Annotated in this window: 18 protein-coding genes and 2 pseudogenes; 11 read left to right on the top strand and 9 right to left on the bottom strand. The window is 72.0% G+C overall.

Annotated elements, in window-relative coordinates:
- The first annotated feature begins 87 nt into the window (after positions 1–87).
- The gene (locus ACWCP0_RS14870) at positions 88–1290 is read left to right on the top strand and encodes an amino acid deaminase/aldolase (RefSeq protein ID WP_451079211.1); all 1203 of its coding nucleotides are present in this window, start codon (positions 88–90) and stop codon (positions 1288–1290) included.
- A gap of 385 nt (positions 1291–1675) precedes the next feature.
- Here the strand turns inward: ACWCP0_RS14870 and ACWCP0_RS14865 are convergent, their stop codons facing one another.
- Genes ACWCP0_RS14865 through ACWCP0_RS14855 form a run of 3 tightly spaced genes read right to left on the bottom strand, consistent with a single transcriptional unit; the run spans position 1676 to position 5219 of the window.
- A complete protein-coding gene (locus ACWCP0_RS14865; protein ID WP_451079210.1) occupies positions 1676–2461 on the bottom strand; it encodes a 3-oxoacyl-ACP reductase in 786 nt (261 codons plus the stop codon).
- 5 nt (positions 2462–2466) lie between these two features.
- Positions 2467–3837 carry an aldehyde dehydrogenase family protein gene (locus tag ACWCP0_RS14860; protein ID WP_451079209.1) on the bottom strand — a complete coding sequence of 457 codons (1371 nt, stop codon included), beginning with the start codon at positions 3835–3837 and terminating at the stop codon, positions 2467–2469.
- Between the two features lie 8 nt (positions 3838–3845).
- On the bottom strand, positions 3846–5219 hold the full coding sequence (locus ACWCP0_RS14855) for a glutamine synthetase family protein (protein ID WP_451079208.1): 1374 nt from the start codon (positions 5217–5219) through the stop codon (positions 3846–3848).
- A gap of 184 nt (positions 5220–5403) precedes the next feature.
- On the opposite strand from ACWCP0_RS14855, the gene ACWCP0_RS14850 reads away from it, so the two are divergent.
- The 3 genes and pseudogenes from ACWCP0_RS14850 to ACWCP0_RS14840 all read left to right on the top strand — a co-directional run.
- Entirely contained in the window at positions 5404–6132 is a 729-nt protein-coding gene (locus ACWCP0_RS14850; RefSeq protein WP_451079207.1) for a FadR/GntR family transcriptional regulator, read from the top strand.
- Between the two features lie 102 nt (positions 6133–6234).
- Positions 6235–7680: an ethanolamine permease gene (gene eat / locus ACWCP0_RS14845; RefSeq protein ID WP_451079206.1), complete on the top strand. Its 1446-nt coding sequence runs from the start codon at positions 6235–6237 to the stop codon at positions 7678–7680.
- A 13-nt stretch (positions 7681–7693) separates the two neighbouring features.
- A pseudogene (locus ACWCP0_RS14840) lies at positions 7694–7969 on the top strand (gamma-glutamyl-gamma-aminobutyrate hydrolase family protein); the annotation flags it as partial.
- 469 nt (positions 7970–8438) lie between these two features.
- Here the strand turns inward: ACWCP0_RS14840 and ACWCP0_RS14835 are convergent.
- Complete coding sequence (locus ACWCP0_RS14835; protein WP_451079205.1) at positions 8439–9371, bottom strand: LysR family transcriptional regulator; 933 nt, start codon at positions 9369–9371, stop codon at positions 8439–8441.
- 70 nt (positions 9372–9441) lie between these two features.
- Between ACWCP0_RS14835 and ACWCP0_RS14830 the strand changes: the two genes are divergently transcribed.
- Positions 9442–10542: a TDT family transporter gene (locus ACWCP0_RS14830; protein WP_451079204.1), complete on the top strand. Its 1101-nt coding sequence runs from the start codon at positions 9442–9444 to the stop codon at positions 10540–10542.
- Here ACWCP0_RS14830 and ACWCP0_RS14825 read toward each other — a convergent pair.
- From ACWCP0_RS14825 to ACWCP0_RS14810, 4 genes are all read right to left on the bottom strand, one after another.
- Complete coding sequence (locus ACWCP0_RS14825; RefSeq protein WP_451079348.1) at positions 10481–11188, bottom strand: helical backbone metal receptor; 708 nt, start codon at positions 11186–11188, stop codon at positions 10481–10483. The two genes, ACWCP0_RS14830 and ACWCP0_RS14825, sit on opposite strands and share 62 nt — an antisense overlap.
- Before the next feature lie 8 nt (positions 11189–11196).
- Entirely contained in the window at positions 11197–11748 is a 552-nt protein-coding gene (locus ACWCP0_RS14820) for a helix-turn-helix domain-containing protein (RefSeq protein ID WP_451079203.1), read from the bottom strand.
- A gap of 162 nt (positions 11749–11910) precedes the next feature.
- Positions 11911–14532: an ABC transporter permease/substrate binding protein gene (locus ACWCP0_RS14815; RefSeq protein WP_451079202.1), complete on the bottom strand. Its 2622-nt coding sequence runs from the start codon at positions 14530–14532 to the stop codon at positions 11911–11913.
- Positions 14525–15607, bottom strand: coding sequence for a quaternary amine ABC transporter ATP-binding protein (locus ACWCP0_RS14810; protein ID WP_451079201.1), 1083 nt, complete (start codon positions 15605–15607; stop codon positions 14525–14527). The genes ACWCP0_RS14815 and ACWCP0_RS14810 overlap by 8 nt, the downstream gene beginning before the upstream one ends.
- 361 nt (positions 15608–15968) lie before the next feature.
- Here ACWCP0_RS14810 and ACWCP0_RS14805 point away from each other — a divergent pair, with 361 nt between their 5' ends.
- Positions 15969–16874, top strand: a complete 906-nt coding sequence (locus ACWCP0_RS14805; protein WP_451079347.1) for a 5'-3' exonuclease — start codon at positions 15969–15971, stop codon at positions 16872–16874.
- 73 nt (positions 16875–16947) lie between these two features.
- The gene (locus ACWCP0_RS14800; RefSeq protein WP_451079200.1) at positions 16948–17796 is read left to right on the top strand and encodes a siderophore-interacting protein; all 849 of its coding nucleotides are present in this window, start codon (positions 16948–16950) and stop codon (positions 17794–17796) included.
- Between the two features lie 110 nt (positions 17797–17906).
- On the opposite strand, the pseudogene ACWCP0_RS14795 reads toward ACWCP0_RS14800, so the two are convergent.
- Positions 17907–18056: pseudogene (locus ACWCP0_RS14795) on the bottom strand (ABC transporter permease); the annotation flags it as partial.
- Positions 18057–18389: 333 nt separating this feature from the next.
- On the opposite strand from ACWCP0_RS14795, the gene ACWCP0_RS14790 reads away from it, so the two are divergent.
- From ACWCP0_RS14790 to ACWCP0_RS14775, 4 genes are all read left to right on the top strand, one after another.
- Positions 18390–18974: a sigma-70 family RNA polymerase sigma factor gene (locus ACWCP0_RS14790; protein WP_351223993.1), complete on the top strand. Its 585-nt coding sequence runs from the start codon at positions 18390–18392 to the stop codon at positions 18972–18974.
- Positions 18971–19777 carry an anti-sigma factor gene (locus tag ACWCP0_RS14785; RefSeq protein ID WP_451079199.1) on the top strand — a complete coding sequence of 269 codons (807 nt, stop codon included), beginning with the start codon at positions 18971–18973 and terminating at the stop codon, positions 19775–19777. Before ACWCP0_RS14790 ends, ACWCP0_RS14785 begins: the two co-directional genes overlap by 4 nt.
- Before the next feature lie 119 nt (positions 19778–19896).
- The gene (locus ACWCP0_RS14780) at positions 19897–21435 is read left to right on the top strand and encodes an amino acid permease (RefSeq protein ID WP_451079198.1); all 1539 of its coding nucleotides are present in this window, start codon (positions 19897–19899) and stop codon (positions 21433–21435) included.
- 4 nt (positions 21436–21439) lie between these two features.
- Entirely contained in the window at positions 21440–22378 is a 939-nt protein-coding gene (locus tag ACWCP0_RS14775; protein ID WP_451079197.1) for an ADP-ribosylglycohydrolase family protein, read from the top strand.
- The last annotated feature ends 73 nt before the right edge of the window (positions 22379–22451 follow it).

Below are 22451 nucleotides of genomic sequence, written 5' to 3'. Positions count from 1 at the left end.
GCCTCGCGGGAACAGGACCGCAGGCCCGGGGCATCTGACCGGAACGTCCCCCTACCCTCCGGTAATTGGGTCTGGCAAGCTCAGGCCATGACTCCCCGTGCCGCAGACCGGACCCGGTACGACCGGGCCACCGCCCATCTCGACGCGCCGCTCGCCGTCGTGGATCTGGAGGCGTTCGACGGGAACGCGGCGGATCTGGTCCGCCGGGCGGGCGGGAAGCCGGTCAGGGTCGCGAGCAAGTCCGTCAGGTGCCGTGCGCTGCTGGAACGCGTGCTGGCCATGGACGGCTTCGCGGGGATCATGTCGTACACGCTGGCGGAGTCGCTCTGGCTGGCCAGGGCCGGCTTCGACGACGTGCTCCTCGCCTATCCGTCGGCCGACCGGGCCGCCTTCGCCGAACTGGCCGGGGACGCCAAGCTCGCCGCCGCCGTCACCGTGATGGTCGACGATCCGGCGCAGCTGGAGCTGATCGACCGTGCGCGGGACGGCGGCACGGAGGAGATCCGGATCTGTCTGGAACTGGACACGGCGCTGCATCTCCTCGGCGGGCGGGTACGGATCGGGGCGCGCCGTTCGCCGCTGCGCGACCCGGCGCAGCTGGCCGGGCTCGCCCGGGAGATCGTCCGCCGCCCCGGCTTCCGGCTGGTGGGCCTGATGGCGTACGAGGGGCATGTCGCGGGCGTCGGCGACGCGGTGTCGGGGAGCCCGTTGCGGTCGCGGGCGATCCGCCTCATGCAGGCGGCGGCCCGCCGCGAGCTGGCACAGCGCCGCGCCGCCGTCGTGCGCGCGGTGCGGGACGTGGCCCCGGACCTGGAGTTCGTGAACGGCGGCGGCACGGGCAGTGTGCAGCACACGGCGGCCGAGGACGCGGTCACGGAGATCGCCGCGGGCTCCGGGCTCTATCTGCCGAGGCTGTTCGACAACTACACGTCCTTCAGCGGGCGGCCCGCTGCACTGTTCGCCCAGCCGGTGGTGCGCCGCCCGGGCGTCGGCGTGGTGACGGTGCTCGGCGGCGGCTATCCGGCGTCCGGGGCGGCGGGACGGGACCGGCTGCCGGTGCCGTATCTGCCGGAGGGGCTGCGGTACGACCCGGCGGAGGGGCCCGGAGAGGTGCAGACCCCGCTGCTGGGCGCGCCGGCCGACGATCTCCTCATCGGCGACAAGGTGTGGTTCCGGCACGCGAAGGCCGGGGAGCTGTGCGAGCGGTTCGACGAGCTGCGGCTGATCGAGGGCGACCAGGTGGTGGCGTCCGTACCGACATACCGCGGCGAGGGCCGTACGTTCCTCTGAGCGCCGCCACGGGCACCCCTATGGGCCGGCCGCCGGCCGGGACGCCTCCGCTCACGTCGCCGACCGGACGGAAGCCGGCGACGGAACGGCTGCGACGGGGCTGCGACGGGCCGGGAGGTGCCCGGTCCGGGCGGTGCCGTCCCACCGGCGTCAGGTGGCCGGGGCGCCTGGATCCGGGTACCGGCCGGGCGGGTGCGTCATGCTGACGCCGTCGGCCTGGATCCGTAGTTCGCAGGTCCCTCGTTCGTGAAGATCGAGCGGTCGCAGCCGGTCAAGCAGCGGTCGACTTGGGTGCGCACGTATCCCTGTCCGCTCGACAGCGGCCGGGAACCGGCAACGATCACGCGTCGAGCCGTCACTAACGGGTGACCTGCGAAGTCCGGGCCTAGAGAGAGGTGACGTACGCCCCCGAGATCCCTCCGTCGACGAGGAAGTCCGTCGCGTTGACGAACGACGAGTCGTCACTGGCGAGGAAGGCCACGGCAGCCGCGATCTCGTCCGCGTCGGCGAAGCGCCCCACCGGGATGTGCACGAGACGCCGCGCGGCCCGCTCGGGATCCTTGGCGAACAGCTCCCGCAGCAGCGGGGTGTTGACCGGTCCCGGGCAGAGGGCGTTGACCCGGATGCCCTCGCGGGCGAACTGCACCCCCAGCTCGCGGGACATGGCGAGCACGCCGCCCTTGGAGGCCGTGTACGAGATCTGCGAGGTCGCGGCGCCCATGCGGGCCACGAACGACGCGGTGTTGATGATGGAGCCCTTGCCCTGCCGCCGCATGTAGGGGATGGCCGCCTTGCAGCACAGGTACACGGAGGTGAGGTTGACCTCCTGGACGCGCTTCCAGGCGTCGAGGCCGGTCTCCAGGATCGAGTCGTCGTCGGGCGGCGAGATCCCCGCGTTGTTGAAGGCGATGTCCACGCTTCCGTACGTGTCGAAAGCGGTCCTGAACAGCGCCTCGACCTGTTCGGCGTCGGTGACGTCGACGCGGACGAACGTACCGCCGACCTCGTCGGCCGCCGCCTTGCCGGCGGCCACGTCGATGTCGCCGCAGACGACGTTGGCGCCTTCGGAGGCGAGCCGGCGCGCGGTGGCCAGGCCGATGCCGCTGCCGGCACCGGTGATGACGGCGGTTCGGCCGACGAGGCGGCGGCAGACAGCAGTGGTGTCGGTCATGTGGTTCAGGCCTCCGTGCTGATGAAGACGTTCTTGGTTTCGGTGAAGGCGGTGAGGGCGTCCGGACCGAGTTCGCGGCCGAGCCCCGACTGCTTGTAGCCGCCGAACGGGGTCCAGTAACGGACGCTGGAGTGGGAGTTGACGGAAAGATTGCCGGCGGCGACGGCCCCGGACACGCGCAGGGCGCGGCCCACGTCGCGGGTCCAGATGGAGCCGGAGAGGCCGTAATCGGTGGCGTTGGCCAGGCGTACGGCATCGTCCTCGTCGTCGAAGGGGAGCACGACGGCGACGGGGCCGAAGACCTCTTCGGTGGCGATCGGCGCGTCGGGGGCGACGTCCGTGACGAGGGTGGGCGGGAACCAGAAGCCGGGGCCTTCGGGGGCGCTGCCGCGGACCGTTGCCAGGTCATCGGTGACATAGGACCGTACGCGGTCCAGTTGCACGCGGGAGATGAGAGGACCCATCTGCGTGGTCTCGTCCGCCGGGTCGCCGACGACGACCGCCTTCAAGGCGGGCGCGAGCCGGTCCAGGAAGTCGTCGTACACGGACCGCTGGACGAGGATGCGGGTGCGGGCGCAGCAGTCCTGGCCGCTGTTGTCGAGGAACGACATGGGCGCGCTCGCGGCCGCCGCCTCGATGTCGGCGTCGGCGAAGACGATGTTGGGACTCTTGCCGCCGAGTTCGAGCGTCACGCGCTTCACGCGGTCGGCGCACAGCGACATGATCTGCTTGCCGGTCCGGGTCGATCCGGTGAACACGATCTTGGCAACGCCTTCATGGCGTACGAGCGCGTCGCCCGCGATGTCGCCGCGGCCCGGCAGCACCTGGAACAGACCCTCCGGCAGGCCCGCCTCGAGGGCGAGTTCGGCAAGCCGCAGCGCCGTCAGCGGTGTGGTCTCGGCGGGCTTGAGAACGACCGCGTTGCCTGCCGCGAGCGCGGGGGCGGTGCCCCAGGCCGCGATGGGCAGGGGGAAGTTCCACGGCACGATGACGCCGATGACACCGAGCGGTTCGAGGATCGTGATGTCGAGTCCGCCGGGCACCGGGATCTGGCGGCCGCTGAGCCGCTCCACTCCCCCGGCAGCGTAGTCGAGCAGATCGCGGACGTTGCCGGCCTCCCAGCGGGCGTTGCCGATGGTGTGGCCGGCCTCGCGGACCTCCAGCCGCGCCAGCTCCTCGACGTGGTCGTCGACGACACCGGCGAAGCGGCGCAGCAGCCGGGCGCGGTCGGCGGGGGCCGCGGCGGCCCAGGTGCGCTGTGCCGCGGCTGCTCGGACGACGGCGGCGTCGACGTCCTGTCCGACGGCGCCGGGGACGGTGGCGATGACTTCCTCGGTGGCCGGGTTCAGCACATCGAGGGCGTACGGTTGCGACAAGTGGTGCCTCACATGCGTTCGAAGGAGCGGCGGAGCTCCCAGTCGGTCACCGCGGCGTCGAAGGCTTGCAGCTCGACCCGCGCCATGTTGCGGTAGTGGGCGACGACCTCGTCGCCGAAGGCGGCCTTGGCGATGGGACTGTTCTCCCACAGCTCGGCGGCCTCCCTCAGGGTCGTGGGAACGTGCGCGTAGTCGGCGGTGTAGGCGTTGCCCGCGCAGACCTCGGGGAGTTCGAGCTGCTGCTCGATGCCGTAGAGGCCGGCCGCGACGAGTCCGGCGACGGCCAGATGCGGATTGACGTCACCGCCCGGGAGCCGGTTCTCGAAGCGCGTCGAGCGGCCGTGGCCGACGACGCGCAGCGCACAGGTGCGGTTGTCGTGGCCCCAGGCGACGGCCGTGGGGGCGAACGAGCCCGGCTGGAAGCGCTTGTAGGAGTTGATGTTCGGGGCGTAGAGGAGCGAGAAGTCCCGGAGCGCGGCGAGTTGCCCGGCGAGGAAGTGCCGCATGACCTGCGACATGCCGTGCTCTTGGCCGTTCCCGTCCGCTGCCATCACATTGCGCCCGTCGGCGTCCTGCAGGGACAGGTGGATGTGGCAGGAGTTGCCCTCGCGTTCGTTGTACTTCGCCATGAAGGTGAGCGAGACACCCTCCTGGGCGGCGATCTCCTTGGCGCCCGTCTTGTAGACGGCGTGCTGGTCGCAGGTGACGAGGGCCTCGTCGTAGCGGAAGGCGATCTCGTGCTGGCCCGGGTTGCACTCGCCCTTGGCGGACTCGACCGTCAGGCCGGCGCCGGCCATCTCGTTGCGGATACGGCGCAGCAGCGGCTCGATCCGGCCCGTCCCGAGGACGGAGTAGTCGATGTTGTACTGGTTGGCGGGGGTCAGGCCGCGGTAGTCGGCGTCCCAGGCCTGCTCGTACGAGTCCTTGAAGACGATGAACTCGAGCTCCGTGCCGACCTGGGCGGTGTACCCGAGCTCGGCGAGGCGCTCGAGCTGGCGGCGCAGGATCTGGCGGGGCGCGGCGACGACGGGGCCGCCGTCGTTCCAGGCGAGGTCGGCGATCAGCATCGCCGTGCCCTCGTTCCAGGGGACGCGGCGCAGGGTTGCGAGGTCGGGGTGCATGGCGAAGTCGCCGTACCCCTGCTCCCACGAGGACATCGCGTAGCCGTCCACCGTGTTCATCTCGGTGTCGACGGCGAGCAGGTAGTTGCAGCCCTCGGTGCCGTGCTCCAGGACTTCGTCGAGGAAGAAGCGCGCGGCGAACCGCTTGCCCTGGAGCCGCCCCTGCATGTCGGGGAAGGCCAGGACGACGGTGTCGATCTCGCCGCTCGCGACGAGGACCCTGAGCTCCTCGACGGTCAGTGGGGGTGTGCGGTCTGCCACGGATTGCTCCCGCCTTCGTAAGTGAACTGCTGGGCGCTCCGGTCGACCCGCTCCTGTTGCCGGGGGTCCGGCCCGCGGCGGAGCCGTTTCCGGTGCGGTGGCCCCCGGGGAATACAGTTTAGGGTCAGCCGGGAGACCATAAGGTATTACTGAAGACCATTGCCTGGGAAGGGGAAACCGCAAGGTGTCGAAGGAGAGCGAGCGGACGGACCGGCTGTCGCACGTGCTCCGGCCGGTGCGGGCGGGCAACGGCTTCGAGGAGGCTCTCGAACAGATCCTCCGGGTGGTACGGCTCGGACTCGTCCCCGGCGGCGAGCGGCTCCCCGCCGAACGCGAGCTCGCCGACCGGATGGGGATCAGCCGCGTCACCCTGCGCGAAGTGCTCAAGGTCCTCCAGGAGCAGGGGCTGGTGGAGAGCCGCCGCGGCCGCTACGGAGGAACGTTCGTGCTCCACCGCGGCCGCATCCCGGGCGAGGAGGAGCTGCGCCGGCGCATCACGACGGTCGACGTCGAGGACACACTCCGCTTCCGCGAGGTGCTGGAGGTCGGCGCCGCGGGGCTGTGCGCGGCGCACGGCCTCACCGACGAGGGCGCCGAGCGGCTGCGTACGGCGCTCGCGGCGACCCACGACGCACCGCTCGACGACTACCGCCGACGCGACACGCTGCTCCACCTCACCCTCGCCGAACTGTCCGGCTCCCCCAGCCTGACCGCCCAGTACGCGGCCGTACGGGCCACCGTGAACGATCTGCTGGACTGCATTCCGCTGCTCGTACGGAACCTTGAGCACTCCCAGCAGCAGCACGCGGCACTGGTCGAGGCAGTGCTGGAGGGGGACGCCGACGCCGCGCGCGAGGTGATGCGGGAGCACTGCGCGGGCACGGCGGCGCTGCTGCGGGGCTTCCTCACGTAGGCCGTGACGTAACCCGAAAGTAACGCACGGGTCTTGCGTTTTCCCGGCGCCCAACGCAAAGGTATGGCTCCACTCCATTGGGCCCGACGCGGGAGCTCTGCCATGACGCTGGAAGACACCACCGGGAGCAGCACACCACCACCGGACGACTATCTGGAGCGCCGCACGCTGCGGCGCGGCAGCGCGGGCTGGCTTCTCCTCACGGGGCTCGGCGTCGCCTATGTCGTCTCCGGCGACTTCTCCGGCTGGAACATCGGCCTGTCCAAGGGCGGTTTCGGCGGGCTCGCCGCCGCCACCGTGCTGATGGGGCTGATGTACGCGTGCCTCGTCTTCGCGCTCGCCGAGCTCTCCGCGATCCTGCCCACGGCGGGCGGCGGCTACGGCTTCGCCCGCAGGGCGCTCGGCACCTGGGGTGGCTTCCTCACCGGTACGGCGATCCTCATCGAGTACATCCTCGCGCCCGCAGCGATCGCCATCTTCATCGGCGACTACGTCGAATCGCTCGGGCTGTTCGGCCTCACCTCGGGCTGGCCGGTCTATCTGGCCTGCTTCGCGATCTTCATCGGGATCCATCTCTGGGGCGTCGGTGAGGCGCTGCGGTTCAGCCTCGTCGTGACGGCGATCGCGGTCGCCGCGCTCCTGATCTTCGCGGTGGGGGCGTTCATGGACTTCCAGGTGAGCGGCCTGGACGACATCCCTGTCGACGAGAGCGCTCTGGGGTCCAGTTCGTGGCTGCCGTTCGGGCTGCTCGGCATCTGGGCGGCGTTCCCGTTCGGCATGTGGTTCTTCCTCGGGGTCGAGGGCGTGCCGCTCGCCGCGGAGGAGGCGAAGGATCCGGTGCGGTCGATGCCGAGGGCCCTCGCCGTCTCGATGGGCATCCTCGTCCTGCTCGCCCTGCTGACGTTCTTCGCCTCCACCGGGGCGCGCGGCTCGGCCGCCATCCAGGAGGCCGGGAACCCGCTGGTGGTGGCGCTCCAGGGCGACGGCGACCCCACCGCGCTCAGCCGCTTCGTCAACTACGCGGGCCTCGCGGGCCTGGTGGCCTCGTTCTTCTCGCTCATCTACGCCGGGTCACGCCAGCTCTTCGCCCTCTCCCGGGCGGGGTACCTGCCCCGGTTCCTTTCCCTGACCAGCCGGCGGAAGTCCCCCTACCTGGGGCTCCTCATCCCGGGCGCGATCGGCTTCGCGCTGGCGGCCGCGACCGGGGACGGGGCGCGGATGCTGAACATCGCCGTCTTCGGCGCGACGATCTCGTACGCGCTGATGGCGCTGTCGCACATCGTGCTGCGGCGTCGTGAGCCGGAGCTGCCGCGGCCGTACCGCACACCGGGCGGCGTGCTGACCTCCTCCGTGGCGTTCGTGCTCGCGCTGTCGGCGCTGGTGGCCACCTTCCTGGTGGACAAGGACGCGGCGTTCATCGCACTCGCCGTCTACGGCGTCGCCCTCGCGTACTTCGCCTTCTACAGTCGGCACCGGCTGGTGGCGCGGGCACCGGAGGAGGAGTTCGCGGCGCTGGCCGCGGCCGAGGCCGAACTCGCACGCGACTGACCGGAGAAGAACAGTGACCCAGCCGCTCATCGGCGTCAGCACGTACCTGGAGCAGGCCTCGTGGGGCGTGTGGCAGCTGCCCGCCGCGCTGCTGCCCGAGGGCTATCCGCGGCTCGTCCAGTCGGCCGGGGGCATCGCGGCGATGCTCCCACCGGACGATCCGGGGCGTGCGGCGTCCGTCGTGGCCCGGCTGGACGGGCTCGTCGTCGCGGGCGGCCCGGACGTCGAGCCGGTCCGCTACGGCGCCGAGCCCGCGGGGGCGGTGGGGGCGGTGCCGTCCCGGTGGCGGTGCCGGCGGAGTCCGCCGCACGGCTCCGCGCGCCGGCGGCGGACACCGGGGCGAGGCCTCCCGGGGCGGTGCGGGGTCGGCCGGTGCCGTGGTGGCGTCCGGTGTGTCTGTCCGGGGCTCCCTCTGCGCCCTGCGGCGTGGGGCCCCCGGGCGGGCTCGGAGTGCGCCGGTGGGTGGTGGTGCGGGGCCCTTCCGGGCTCGCCTCCTCGAATCGGTGGGTACGGCGTCATCCGGAACGGGGAGCCGGCTTCTGCGGGGGCGACTCTGCACGGCCCCACCCCGGTCGTCCCCCGGGTGCGGGTCGTGGGCCGTTCCCCAGTGGGTTGTGGGCAGTTCGTCCCACTGAGGCCCCCAGTGGAAAGTCCTAGGGGGAGGTGGGGGTACCTCCCCTACCTGAAGGGCTATGGAGAAGGGTGGGCACAAACCACCCATGGGCCCGCAGACGGACGCGCAACCCGCGGCGCACCCGTCACCCCGCGCCCCGCCGCGTCAGGGACAAGAGGTCGCGGGCCGGGCCCGTGGGGCGGTGGCCCGACGGCCAGACCGCACGGAGGTCGCGGTGCAGGTCGACGGCCTCCAGCGGGACGCGGACCAGGCGGCGCGCCGCGAGTTCCTCGGTCACCGCCAGCTCGCTGAGGACCGCCGGCCCCGCGCCGCTGACCGCCGCCGCCTTCACCGCCGTCGTGGAGGCGAGTTCGAGCAGCGGCTCGGCGAGCCCTCCGTAGCGCGCGAGCGCCGAGTCGAGGACCTGCCGTGTGCCCGAGCCGCGTTCGCGCAGCACCAGCGAGGTGCCCGCAAGCTCCTGCGGCGGCAGCGGCGTGCGGCGCCGTGCCCACGCGTGCCCGGGAGCGGCCACCACGACGAGCTGGTCGTGGCCGATGACCGCGCCGTCGAAGCCCGCCGGAGCAGCGAGCCCTTCGACGAAGCCGAGGTCCGCCTCGCCGCGCAGGAGCCGCTCCGCCACGGCGGCCGAGTTCCCGGCGAGGAGCGACACCGACGTGTCGGGCCGCTCCTGCCGCAGAGCGATGAGCCACCCCGGAAGCAGGTACTCCGCGATGGTCATGCTGGCCGCCACCCGCAGCCGCGAGTCGCGTCGGTCCCGCAGCGCCTGGGCGCCCACGTCGAAGGCCTCCGCCGCCTCCACGATCCGCCCGGCCCAGTCGGTGACGAGCGCTCCCGCGCCGGTGAGCCGTGAGCCGCGCGGCGAGCGGTCGAGGAGGGCGACGCCGAGCTGCCGCTCCATGGAGCGGATCCGGCTGCTCGCGGCGGGCTGGGTGATGCCCAGCTCGCGCGCCGCGCGCCCGAGGCTGCCGTGCCGGGCGACGGCCAGCAGCAGTTCCAGCGCACCGAGGTCGGGCACCCGGTGGGCCAGCGGGCCTCGGCCCTGTTGCTCTTCGCTCATAAGGACAGCTTATGAGGACATAGAAGCAACATCCCTGGTGGGAGGCCTTACGGAGACAGAGGCTTGCCTCATGGTCATCCCCTGGCTCCGTAATCTCGGGCCGAACTGGTACGCCGCGGTCATGGGCACCGCGATCGTGGCCAACGCCGGTACCGCCCTGCCGGTGCAGCCGCCGGGCCTGCGACCCGCGTGCGAGGCGGTGTGGGCGCTGTCCGTGCTGCTGCTCGCGGCCCTGCTCGTCGCCCGCGCCGGCCACTGGTTCCACCACAGCGACAGGGCCCGCGCCCAGCTGCTCGATCCTGCGATCGCCCCGTTCTACGGCTGCCTCGCGATGGCGCTGCTCGCGGTCGGCATCGGCTCCCTGTCGGTCGGGCCCGGCGTCGTCGGCGAGCGGGCGGCGACGGTGGCGGGCGCGGCCCTCTTCGCCGTCGGAACGGTCGTCGCGCTCGCGGTGGCCGTGGCGATCCCGTACCTGATGATCACGCGTCACAAGGTCGCCCCCGGCAGCGCTTCGCCGGTGTGGCTGCTGCCGGTGGTGGCCCCGATGGTGTCGGCGGCGGCCGGCCCGATGCTGGTCGGCCGGCTGCCCGCCGGCCCGTGGCGTGCGGCGCTGCTGGTGGCCTGCTACGGAATGTTCGGGCTGAGCCTGCTGGCGGTGCTGGCGATCCTGCCCTTCGTCTTCGCCCGGCTGGTCCGCCACGGTCCCCTGCCGCTCGCCCTGACCCCGACGCTGTTCCTCGTGCTCGGTCCGCTGGGCCAGTCGACGACCGCCGTGAACAAACTGGCGGACGTGGCGCCGATGGCGGTTTCGGCCCCGTACGCGAGCTGGCTGGGCGTCTTCGCGGTCGTCTACGGAGTGCCGGTGCTGGGCTTCGCCCTGCTGTGGCTGGCGGTGGCCGGGGCTCTCGTGGCCCGCGCCGCCCGCAGAGGGATGCCGTTCGCGATGACCTGGTGGGCGTTCACCTTCCCGGTCGGCACCTGTGTCACGGGCGCGGCGGGGCTGGCCGCCCACACCGGTCTGCCCGCCCTGCAGTGGCTGGCGGTGGGGCTGTACGTGCTCCTCATCGCGGCCTGGGCCGTGGCCGGGGTCCGCACGGCGCGTGGCCTGGTCAGCGGAGCGCTGCTCGCAGTGCCTCGGGCGCCACTGCCAGCGACGGCCCGTACCACGTGAGCATGCGCCCGTCGACGAGCGCGGCGGGCAGGCCGGGAAACGCCTCGGGACCGTCGTCCGGAGTGAAGCGGTAGGGCTCGTCGGGCAGGACGACGAGGTCGGCGCCCACCGCGTTGAGCTCGTCCACCGGGATCCGGGGATACCGTTCCGGGTGCCCGCCATAGACGTTCTCGACGCCGAGGCGGGCCAGCAGGTCCCCGGCGAAGGTGTCGCGGCCGAGGACCATCCAGGGCCGGCGCCAGACCGGCACGACCGCGCGCCGCACCTCGCCCGGCACGACCGCCGCCCAGGCGGCCTCCGCGTCGTCGAGCCAGCGCGGCCGGCCCGCGCCGCAGGCGAGCAGGACGCGCTCAAGTTCGCCGAAGGCCTGTGGCAGCGTCCGGACCTCCGTCACGAGGACGTCGAGTCCGGCGGCGCGCAGGGCGGCGATGTCCGGGGCCCGGTTCTCCTCCTCGTTGGCGACCACGAGATCGGGCCGCAGCGAGACGATCGCGTCGACGTCGGGGTTCTTGGTGCCGCCGACACGGGCCGCGCAGAGGTCCGCGGGGTGGGTGCACCAGTCGGTGGCGCCGACCAGCAGCCCGGGGGCGCCGGCCGCGACGGCCTCGGTGAGGGACGGGACCAGCGAGACGACACGCTTCGGCACGGCCCGTCTCACGGTCCTGACTCGACGTGTTCGCGGACGGCGACGACGAGGAGGCGGGTGCCTGGCCTGGTGGCCCGCCACCGGTGCCGTACGCCTCCGGACAGATACAGGGTGTCGCCCTTCTCCAGGCGGTAGGCGCGGCCCTCGGCCTCGACCTCGGCCGCCCCGTCGGCGACGTACATGAGCTCGTCGTTGCGGTGCTGGTACTCCCGGTCCGCGTCCTGCTCCCCGGTGTACTCGACGGCATGCAGCTGGTGGTGGCCGCGCACGAGGGACCGTACGCGCCCGGCAGTGCCGGAACCGGTGGAGTCGTCCGCGCGGACGACATCGACGACGCGGGCGGAGTCCGCGGCGGCCAGCAGCTCGGCTGCGGTGGTCTCCAGCGCCTCGGCGACCCGCTGGAGGGAGCGCGTGCTGGGCCGGGCCCGCTCGTTCTCGATCTGGCTGAGGAAAGGCACGGACAGGCCGCTGCGTTCGGCGACGGCGGCCAGCGTGAGGTCGAGGGCCTTGCGGCGTCTGCGGACGGCGGAGCCGACGCGGAGTGTTTCCTTGTCTGCCATGGCTGCGTTCCCTCCCTCCTCTTCAGTACCTTACGCAGATTCCCGGCACCGATTCGCACAGTTGTCACAGGCTCCCCCAGAGCCTCGCCCGGGGTACCCCCATCGGTGAGGGCCCCGCCACTGTATGTGACGGGGCCCGACCGGTGGGGGGAGAGGGATGGTCTACTGAGGCGCCAGCCGGTCCACGATGCCCGGGTTCTGCTCCATCCAGGCCTTGACCGCTTCCTCCTCGTGGCCCGTGCCGCGCTTCTGGATCTCGTTCTCCAGGCCGGCGAGCTCCTGCTCGCTCAGCTTGAAGTCCTTGAGCCACTTCGTCAGCTGCGGGTACTGCTTCGGGAAGTCCTTGCTCGCGACCGTGTGGATGCGGTCGCCCTCGCCGAAGAGCTTCTGCGGGTCCTTGAGCTTGGTCAGCCCGTACTCGCTGTAGGCCCAGTGCGGGGTCCACAGCATGACGGCGACGGGCTCCTTCTTCGCGTACGCGCGCCTCAGCTCGGCGAGCATGCCGGGCGTGGAGCTGTCGACGACCGTGAACTCCTTGTCCAGGCCGTAGCCGGGCAGAACCTTGCTCTTGAGAATGTTCATGGTCTCGGTGCCGGGCTCGATGCCGATGATCCGGCCCTTGAACTCGTCGCCGCGGCCCTTGAGATCCGCCAGCGAGTCGACGCCCTGCACGTACGAGGGCACCGCGATCTCCAGCGACGTCGGGCCGTACCACGAACCGATGTCGGTGAGCTTGTCGCCGTACGCGTCCCAGTACTTCTTCTGCGTGCTGGGCAGCCAGCCGTCGAACTGGACGTCGATCTGGCCACGGGACAGCGCGGTGTACATGGGGCCGACCTCGAACTGCTTGAGGTTCATCCGGTATCCGCGCTCCTCCAGGACGGCCTTCCACAGGTAGGTGGCGGCGATGTCCTCCTCCCACGGGAACCAGGCGACGTTCAGGGCGCGTTCGCGCTCGTCCTTGCCGTCCGCGGACCTGCCGGCCTTGGCGACCGGGGTCCACTTGTCGGCGAGGCCCGGGTTGTCCTTCAGCCAGGCGCGGACGGCTTCCTGCTCCTTGCCCTTGCCGGTCTTCTGGATCTTCGCCTCGAGGCCGGTGAGCTGAGCCTCGGTCATGCTGAAGTTCTTGAGCCACTTGCCGACCTGCGGGTTCTCGGCGGCGAAGCCCTTGCGGGCGAGAGTGTGGACGCCGTCGCCCTTGCCCCAGGTGCCCTTGGGGTCCTTGAGCTTCTTCAGGTCGTACGTGCTGTAGGCCCAGTGCGGCGACCACAGGGTGGTGACGACGGGTTCCTTCTTGTCGTACGCGCGCTTCAGCTCGGCGAGCATGCCGGGCGTGGAACCGTCGACGACCTTGTACTCGCCCTCCAGACCGTACTCCTTGAGGACCTTGTCCTTGAGGATGCCCATCATTCCGGCGCTCGGCTCGATGCCGATGATGCGGCCCTTGAACTGGCCCGCCTTGCCCTTGAGATCCTCCAGGGAGTCGACGCCCTTCACGTACGAGGGAACGGACAGCTCCAGCGATGTGGGACCGTACCAGGAGCCCAGATCCTCCAGCTTGTCCTGGTACTTGTCCCAGTACTGGGCGTGGGTGACGGGCAGCCAGGAGTCGGTCTGGAAGTCGATCTGACCGCCGGCGAGACCGGTGTAGAGCGAGCCGGCCTCGAGCTGCTTGGCGTCGACCTCGAAGCCGCGCTGCTCCAGCATCTCCTTCCAGAGGAAGGTGGAGGCGATGCCCTCGTCCCAGGGGATGTAGCCCACGGAGATCTTCTTGCCCTGGCCGACGTTCGTGGCGTCGGACGCGTCGGCGGACTTGGTGCCGCCGAAGATGCCCATGCCGCCCGCGACGAGGGCGAGGACCACGACGCCGACGACGGCGACGACGGGCTGGGGGCGGTAGTTCCAGATCTTCGCACCGCCGGTCAGGGCCTTCGCCCTGGCGAGGGCACGGCGGCCGAGCGGCGAGACCTGGCGGCCCAGCGCGCCGGTGATCCGGTCCAGGTACATGGCCAGGATGACGATGGAGATGCCCGCCTCGAAGCCGAGGCCGATGTCGACGTTGCCGATGGCGCGGTAGACGGCGCCGCCGAGGCCGCCGCCACCGACCATGCCGGCGATGACGACCATGGACAGGCCCAGCATGATGACCTGGTTGATGCCGGCCATGATCGTGGGCAGCGCGAGCGGCAGCTGGACGCGGACGAGGGTGTTGCGCGGCGTCGTGCCGAACGCCTCGGCGGCCTCGACGAGTTCCTTGTCGACCTGGCGGATGCCGAGCTCGGTCATGCGTACGCCGGGCGGCAGGGCGAAGACGATGGTGGCGATGATGCCGGGCACGACGCCGACGCCGAAGAAGATGATGCCGGGGATCAGGTAGACCATGGCCGGCATGGTCTGCATGAAGTCCAGGACCGGCCGGGTCACGGCGCTGACGGTCTTCGAGCGGGAGGCCCAGATGCCCAGCGGCACCGCGATGGCCAGGGTGACGATCGTGGCGACGAGCACCAGGGAGAGGGTCGACATGGCGTCGTCCCACAGCTCGATGGAGTCGATCAGCGCGAATCCGGCGAAGGCCAGGACGCCCGCGAGCAGCCCGCGCAGCCACCAGGCGGCGACGGCGAGGATGGCGGCGAAGAGGAGCGGCTCGGGCGCGGAGAGCGCCGCGTCGATGCCGTCGTACATGGTGGTGACGAGTCGGCTGATGGCGTCGAACAGCCAGGAGAGGTGGGCCTGGAGCCAGTCGACACCGCTGTCGACCCACTGGCCGAGGTGGAGCCTAGGCATGGGCGGCCACCTCCGTCGGCCGCTGCTGGGCCGGGAGGCGGCACGGCACCGGCTCGCCGCGTTCGTCGCCGACGAGGCCGATCAGACGGGACTGCGGTACGACGCCGACGACCTTGCCGGCCGCGTTCTTGACGGCCACGGGGTGCGGGACCCGTGCGCTGACGGCGCACACGTCGGCGACGAGGGTGTCGGGGGTGACGGTCTCGCAGTCGCAGGTGTCCGCGTCGGGGCGGGGCTCGGTCATGACGGCCGCCGCGGTCAGGACGCGGGTGCGGTCCACGTCCTGGATGAAGGACGCGACGTAGTCGTTCGCGGGACTGACCAGGATGTCCTCGGCAGTGCCGAGCTGGACGATCCGGCCGTCGCGCATCACCGCGATCCGGTCGCCGAGGCGCATGGCCTCGTGCAGGTCGTGCGTGATGAAGACGATCGTCTTCTTGAGCGTCTTCTGGAGCTCCAGGAGCTGGTCCTGCATGTCGCGGCGGATCAGCGGGTCGAGGGCGCTGAAGGACTCGTCCATCAGCAGCAGATCGGCGTCGGTGGCGAGCGCGCGGGCGAGGCCGACGCGCTGCTGCATACCGCCGGACAGCTCGTCGGGCCAGGACTTCTCCCAGCCCGCGAGGCCGCACAGCTCCAGCGCCTCGGCGGCACGGCGCTCGCGCTCGGCGCGGGCGACTCCCTGCACCTCGAGGCCGTAGGCGGCGTTCTCCAGCACGCTGCGGTGCGGGAACAGCGCGAAGTGCTGGAAGACCATGCTGATCCGGGTGGAGCGGACGGCGCGCAGGTCACGGGCGCTCAGCGTGGTCAGGTCCTGGCCGTCGAAGAGGACGCGCCCGGCTGTCGGCTCCAGCAGCCCGTTGAGCATGCGCAGCAACGTGGACTTTCCGGATCCGGAGAGACCCATGACGACGAAGATCTGGCCGGGCTCGACGGTGAAGGAGGCGTCGATCACGGCCGCGGTCGTTCCATCGGTACGCAGCTCGTCGCGGCCGGCGCCGTTCTCGAGCTTCCGCACCGCCTGGTCGGGTCGTTTACCGAACACCTTGTACAGATGCTCGGCTTCAAGCCTGGACACATAAACCTCACGTGTTGAACCAAGAACGGCCCGCCTCCCCCACCCTGCGGGCCGTGGAGCGGACGGGTTCGGCCCGCCTCCCCGGGTTTGCGTCGCCGGCAGCGTCGCTGCTGGCCGAGGGCGCAATGGGGTCTGCTCCGGCGTCGCGCCTGCCCGGGCACGCCGGGGGCAAACGGAAAGTGATCCAGTTCACTCGGACGACACCGTGCGGCCAGGCGGCCGTCGCGTGGGGGGACGGGGGCGTCGCGTCGGGCGGACCGGGGCGCCCCGCGGCAGCCGGGCAGCCGCGGCGGGCGTCGCGTCGTGCGCGCGGGGCGTTGTCGGTGGGGTGCGGCATCATCGGACTGTGACGCGACGCCTGATGCTCCTCGACACCGCTTCCCTCTACTTCCGCGCTTATTTCGGGGTTCCGGACTCCGTGCGCGCGCCCGACGGCACACCGGTCAACGCGGTGCGCGGGCTGATCGAATTCCTCACCAGGCTGGTCCAGGACCACCATCCCGACGAGCTCGTGGCCTGCATGGACGCCGACTGGCGTCCGCACTGGCGGGTGGAGCTCATCCCGTCGTACAAGGCGCACCGGGTGGCGGTGGAGACCGAGACGGGTCCGGACCAGGAGGAGGTCCCGGACACGCTGGCCCCGCAGGTCCCGATCATCGAGGAGGTGCTGGACGCGCTGGGCATCGCGCGGGTCGGCGTCGCGGGGTACGAGGCGGACGACATCATCGGCACGCTCGCCCTCCGCGCGGCGGGGCCGGTGGACATCGTGACCGGCGACCGGGATCTGTACCAGTTGGTGGACGACGCGCGGGGTGTGCGGGTGCTGTACCCGCTGAAGGGCGTCGGGATGATGCAGGCCACGGACGAGGCGGTGCTGCGCGAGAAGTACGGGGTCGACGGGCCCGGGTACGTGGATCTGGCGCTGCTCCGGGGAGACCCGAGCGACGGGCTGCCGGGTGTGCCGGGCATCGGCGAGAAGACGGCGGCGAAGCTGCTGGACGCGTTCGGGGACCTGGCCGGGATCATGGCGGCCGTCGACGACCCGGCGTCGAAGCTGACGCCTTCGCAGCGCAAGCGGCTCGACGAGGCGCGGGGGTACGTGGCGGTGGCGCCGAAGGTGGTGCGGGTGGCCGCGGACGTACCGCTGCCCGCTTTCGATCCGGCCCTGCCGAAGGAGCCGCGCGATCCCGAGCGGCTTGAGGAGCTGGCAGCGCGATGGGGTCTCGGGCGGGTGGTGAACCGGCTGCTGGTCGAGCTAAGGGCCTGAGCCGGAACGGCGATCACCCGGGTGAGGTGTTAACTTAGGTGAGCCTAACCGGCACGACACCGAGGGAGACGCCGTGGCAGAGACGCCCGCCCGCAAGGCACCGCAGGCCCATGAGGCGCGGGTGGTGCGCACGGACCGGATCACTCCGCACATGGTGCGCGTCGTGCTCGGCGGCGAGGGCCTGGCCGCGTTCGCGACGGACGGGTCGACGGATGCGTACGTCAAGCTGGTCTTCCCGTTGCCGGGGGTGACGTACCCGGAGCCGTTCGACATGGCCCGGATCCGTGAGGAGCTCCCGCGCGACCAGTGGCCGGCCAACCGCACGTACACGGTGCGAGCCTGGGACCCCGTGCACCGCGAGCTGACGATCGACTTCGTGGTCCACGGCGACGAGGGGCTGGCCGGGCCCTGGGCGGCGCGCGTCCGGCCGGGCGAGACGGTGTGGCTGCAGGGCCCGGGCGGGGGTTACGCCCCCGACGCGACCGCGGACTGGCATCTGCTGGCGGGCGACGAGAGCGCACTGCCCGCCATCGCCGCATCGCTGGAGCGGATGCCGGCGGGCGCCGTCGTCCACGCGTTCGTGGAGCTGGCCGGCCCCGAGGAGGAGCAGAAGATCGCGACGCCGCACGGGGTCACGGTGACCTGGCTGCACCGGGGCGACCGGGCCGTGGGCGAGGCGCTCCTCGCGGCGGTCCGCGAGCTGGACTTCCCCGCCGGCGACGTCCAGGCCTTCGTGCACGGCGAGGCGGGCGCGGTGAAGGAGCTCCGCCGCCATCTCCGCCTGGAGCGGAGCGTCCCCGCCGCCCGCCTGTCGATCTCGGGCTACTGGCGCCTGGGCAAGTCGGACGAGGCATGGCGTGCGATCAAGCGCGACTGGAACGCGCAGGTCGAACGCGAGCAGGAGGCCTCGCGGGCCGCGTAGCGCCTGCGCCGGCCGCCGCCACGCATACGAGAGGGTCCGGCCCCGGGCAGCGAGTGCCCGGGGCCGGACCTTCGTGCGGTCGGCCTGGCAGCCGACGGGCGCCGGACGGACTACCGGCCCGAGCGGAACGTACGGGTCGACAGCCGCACGGCAGCGACCGCCGGCGCCGGCAGCGCACCACCCCGGGTCAGCACGTCGCCCCGCACCGGGTCGGCGGACATCGCGGAACGGCCCGCGATCATCGCCGGTCGACGGGGGTTGCGACCGGCTGCCGGATGAGCACGTACATGTGCCAATGATCGTGGACGAGTGAGCTTGGGCGTCGGCCCGTCGAGGCCCGAGGGCTCCCTGCGTTGTCTGCGGGACGAGGCGGTGCTGCGGTTGATCGTCGGCGATGTGCCGCATCCACCCCGGCGTCCGACCGGGTGCCCGGCAGGCCGAGGAGAGTAACGTCAGCGGCAGCATCAGGAAGGCACGATGTCGATGCCGTGGCACGGCCGCATAACAACTCTTCCGTACACCAGTCCACACGCCCTCCGGCTCCGTATATGAGGTGGGGCGACGTGGTGAGCTCGGGGCGAGAGGGAGTGCGAGTGAAGGAAGCCGTACGGATCACAGGGGCGCCGCCGGCCGGTCCGGGGCTCGACGAACTGCTCGTGCGGGTCGCACGCGGCGACCAGGATGCCTTCTCCCAGGTGTACGACGCGGTCTGCGGCCCCGTGCTCGGCGTCGTGCGCAGCGTGCTGCGTGATCCGGCACAGTCGGAGGAGGTGACGCAGGAGGTGCTGGTCGAACTGTGGCGTACGGCCGCGCGCTTCCAGCCCTCCCGGGGCTCCGCGATGACATGGACGCTGACCCTCGCCCACCGCCGCGCGGTGGACCGGGTGCGGTCCGCCCAGGCCGCGGCCGAGCGTGAGCAGAAGGCGGCCAGGCTCGGCGGGACCCCGGACTTCGACGAGGTCGTCGAACAGGTCGAGGCCAGGCTGGAGCGCGAACAGGTACGCCGCTGTCTGCGCACCCTGACCGAGCTGCAGCGCCAGTCGGTGACCCTTGCCTACTACCGGGGGCTCGCCTACCGCGAGGTGGCCGAGCTGCTCTCCGTGCCGTTGGGCACCGTGAAGACCCGTATGCGCGACGGGCTGATCCGGCTGCGCGACTGCCTGGGGGTGAACGCATGAGCACGGTGGGACGGAGCGCCGGGCGCGACGCCGAACTGCACACGCTGACCGGCGCGTACGCCCTGCACGCGCTCGGCGACCGCGAACGCGTCCGGTTCGAGCGGCACCTCGACGCCTGTGAGGCCTGCGCGCAGGAGGTGCGGGAGCTCAGCGCGACGGCGGTACGGCTGGGACTCGCGGCCACCGAGAACCCGCCGCCCGCGATGAAGGGCCAGGTGCTGTCACGGATCGCCACGGTGCGCCAGGAAGCCCCGCTGGTGGGCGGCGCGGGCGCGGCGGGCGGGGACCGGCCGCGCGTGAAGGGCTTCCGGCCGGGCGGCAGGCGGCGGCTCTCCCGCCTCGTGCTCGCGGCGTGCCTGGCAGGCGTGGCCGCGCTCGGGGGTGTCGCGGTCTGGCAGCAGCGCGCCGCCGAGCAGGCCCGGACCGTGGCACAGCAGGCACAGCGCGAGGCCGAGGCGCTGGCCCAGGTGCTGACGGCACCCGACGTGCGGACCAGCACGGCGGCACTCGGCGACGGCGGGGCGACCGGCACGGTGGCCGTGTCGCGCGAGCGGGACCGGGCCGTGTTCCTGGCGTCCGGGCTGCCGCGGCCGGGCGCCGGGAAGGTGTACCAGCTGTGGTTCGCCGACGGCGGGACGATGCGGCCGGCCGGACTGCTCGACTCGTCGGGGGCGGCCGAGTCGCTGCTCATGGACGGACCGGTGGGGCGGGCGTCCGGGATGGGCGTCACGGTGGAGCCTGCGGGAGGCTCGCCGGCACCGACGTCCGAGCCGCTCGCGCTGCTGAACTTCCCTCTGGCGTAAGGGGGTGCGGGCGGGGCCGTGAGCACTTCGGCCCCGCCCCGACATGGCCGTGACACGCAGCGGAAACAGCCCGTCCCTAATTTCTGTCGCCCGACAGGAATGAAGCGACAGGGGCTGCCATGACCGTGACCGCACCCACCTCCACCCCGAACCCCCTCCCCCGGCCGGGGACCGGGACCGCGACCGGGCCCGACGAGTCCGAGCTCGCGGGCTTCGGCTACCAGCAGGAACTGCGGCGGCGGATGGGCCGGTACGCGTCCTTCGCCGCCGGCTTCTCCTTCATCTCCGTCCTGACGACGGTCTTCCAGTTCTTCGCGATGGGCTACTCCTTCGGCGGCCCGGCCTTCTTCTGGACCTGGCCGGTCGTGCTCGCCGGCCAGCTCCTGGTCGCCGCCTGCTTCGCCGAACTCGCCGCCCGATACCCGATCGCGGGCGCCGTCTACCAGTGGGCGACGCGCCTGAGCACCCCGGCGTTCGGCTGGTACGCGGGCTGGCTCATGGTGATCGGCAGGGTCGTCGTGGTGGGCGCAGCGGCCCTCGCGCTGCAGGCCGTGCTGCCCGCGATCTGGTCCGGTTTCCAGCTCGTCGGCGACGATCCCTCACCGACCTCGGCGAGCGGCGCGGCGAACGCGGCCCTGCTCGGGCTGATCCTGCTGACTCTCACGACCGTCGTGAACGTCCTCGACAACCGGGTCCTGACGGCCGTCAACACCATCGGCGTGACCGCCGAGATCGTCGGAGTCGCCCTCATCGTGACGCTGCTCCTCACCCACGCCGAACGCGACCCCGGCATCGTCCTCGAGACGGGCGGCGCGGGCGGGGCGATCGGCGCGCTGCTGATCGGCTCCTTCACGGCGGCGTACGTCCTCATCGGCTTCGAGAGCGCGAGCGAGATGAGCGAGGAGACGGTCAACCCCCGGCGCACGGCGCCCCGCACCACGTTCTCCGCGCTCACCACCTCCGGCGTCTGCGGCGGTCTGCTGCTGCTCGGCGGCCTGCTCGCCGCGCCCAGCCTGGTGGACGGGCGACTCGCCACCGAGGGTCTCTCGTACGTCCTCACCAGCACCCTCGGCGACGGCCTCGGCAAGGTGCTCCTCGCGGACGTGGTCATCGCGATCTGCGCCGCGACGCTCGCCATCCAGACCTCGGCGACCCGCATGCTCTACTCCATGGCCCGCGACCGCCAACTCCCCCTGTCCGGCCTCCTCTCCAAGGTCCCGGCCCGCACGGGTATGCCCGCCGCGGCGGCCGTCACGGTCGGCGTCCTCGCGGCGCTGCTCCTGCTTCTCAACTTCCTCTCCCCCGAGGCCCTGCTGGCCATCGGCACCACCTGCATCGCCATGGTCTACCTGGCCTACGCGATGGTCACGGGCCCGATGCTGGTGCGCCGCCTGCGCGGCCGATGGGGCAAGCCGCACCCGGACGACCGCGACGAGAAGGGCGCCCCGCTCTTCACCCTCGGCCGTTGGGGCCTGCCGATCAACGCGCTTGCGCTGGTGTACGGGATCGCGATGACCCTGAACCTCGCCTGGCCCCGCGCCGAGGTCTACGACCCGACGGGCGGTCACTGGTACTTCCAGTGGTTCACGCTGCTCTTCGTGGGCAGCACGCTGGCGGCGGGGGCGACGTACCGGGCGCTGCGGGGGCGCATACGCTGACCCGATGCGTCCGCACACAGCAGAGCGAACGGACCGGGTGGTCGGGGCGGTGGTCGGCTCGGCTGTCGGTGATGCGCTGGGTGCGCCGTTCGAGTTCGGGCTCGCGGGTGGGTACGCGGCCCGCTTCCCGGACGGCGTGGGCGAGATGTGCGGGGGCGGTGGCTGGGATCCCGGCGAGGCCACCGACGACACTCAGATGGCCGTTCTGGTGGGCGAGTCCCTGCTGGAGCGGGGCGGACTCGACCCGGAGGACATGTTCGAGCGCTTCCGGCGCTGGGCCGCGGGCGAGCCGAAGGACATCGGCCTCCAGACCGAGCAGGTGCTCGGCAGCGGCGACCCGTGGAATCTCGCTGCGGGCCTGCATTTCCAGGTCAACGGCCGTGCGGCAGGCAACGGTTCACTGATGCGGGCCGCGACGTCGGCGGTGTACTTCGCGTGTGACGGGCGCGCGCCCACGATGGACGCCGCCCGCCGGATCGCGGCCCTCACGCACGGCGACCGGGCGGCATGGGAGGGCACGGCGGTGCTCCACGAGCTGATCCGGGTCGCGCTCGAGGGGGACGACCCGCTGCGCGCCGTGCCCGACGCACTGGCCGCAGTGTACGAGGACCACCGGGAGCGCTGGGCGGGAGTACTGGCTCCGGGGTGGCATCCGGACGACGCGACCGAGTTCAACGGCGCGGTGTGGCCGTGCCTGGCCTCGGCGCTGTGGGCGCTGCGTACCACGTCGTCGTTCGAGGAGTCGCTGGGCGCCGCGATCGGTCTCGGCGGCGACACCGACACGGTCGCGGCGGTCACGGGCGCCCTGGCCGGCGCGGTGTACGGGGCGTCCGCGATCCCACCACGTTGGACGGACCCCCTCCACGTCCCGCTCCCTGGCTACGGGGACCGCGTCCTGCGCGCCCCGGACCTCTCGGCCCTCGCCCGGGCCTTGGCGGTCTGAGCCCCGCTGCCGCGGTTCGGAGCGCGTGCTTGCCCCCGTACCGCCGTGTGGGCCGGTGTGTCCGTCCCCCAAT

It is taken from the genome of Streptomyces sp. NPDC001970, from assembly GCF_053594115.1.
Note: the sequence above shows the minus strand (reverse complement) of the source record. Positions and strands in the feature narration are given on the sequence as shown.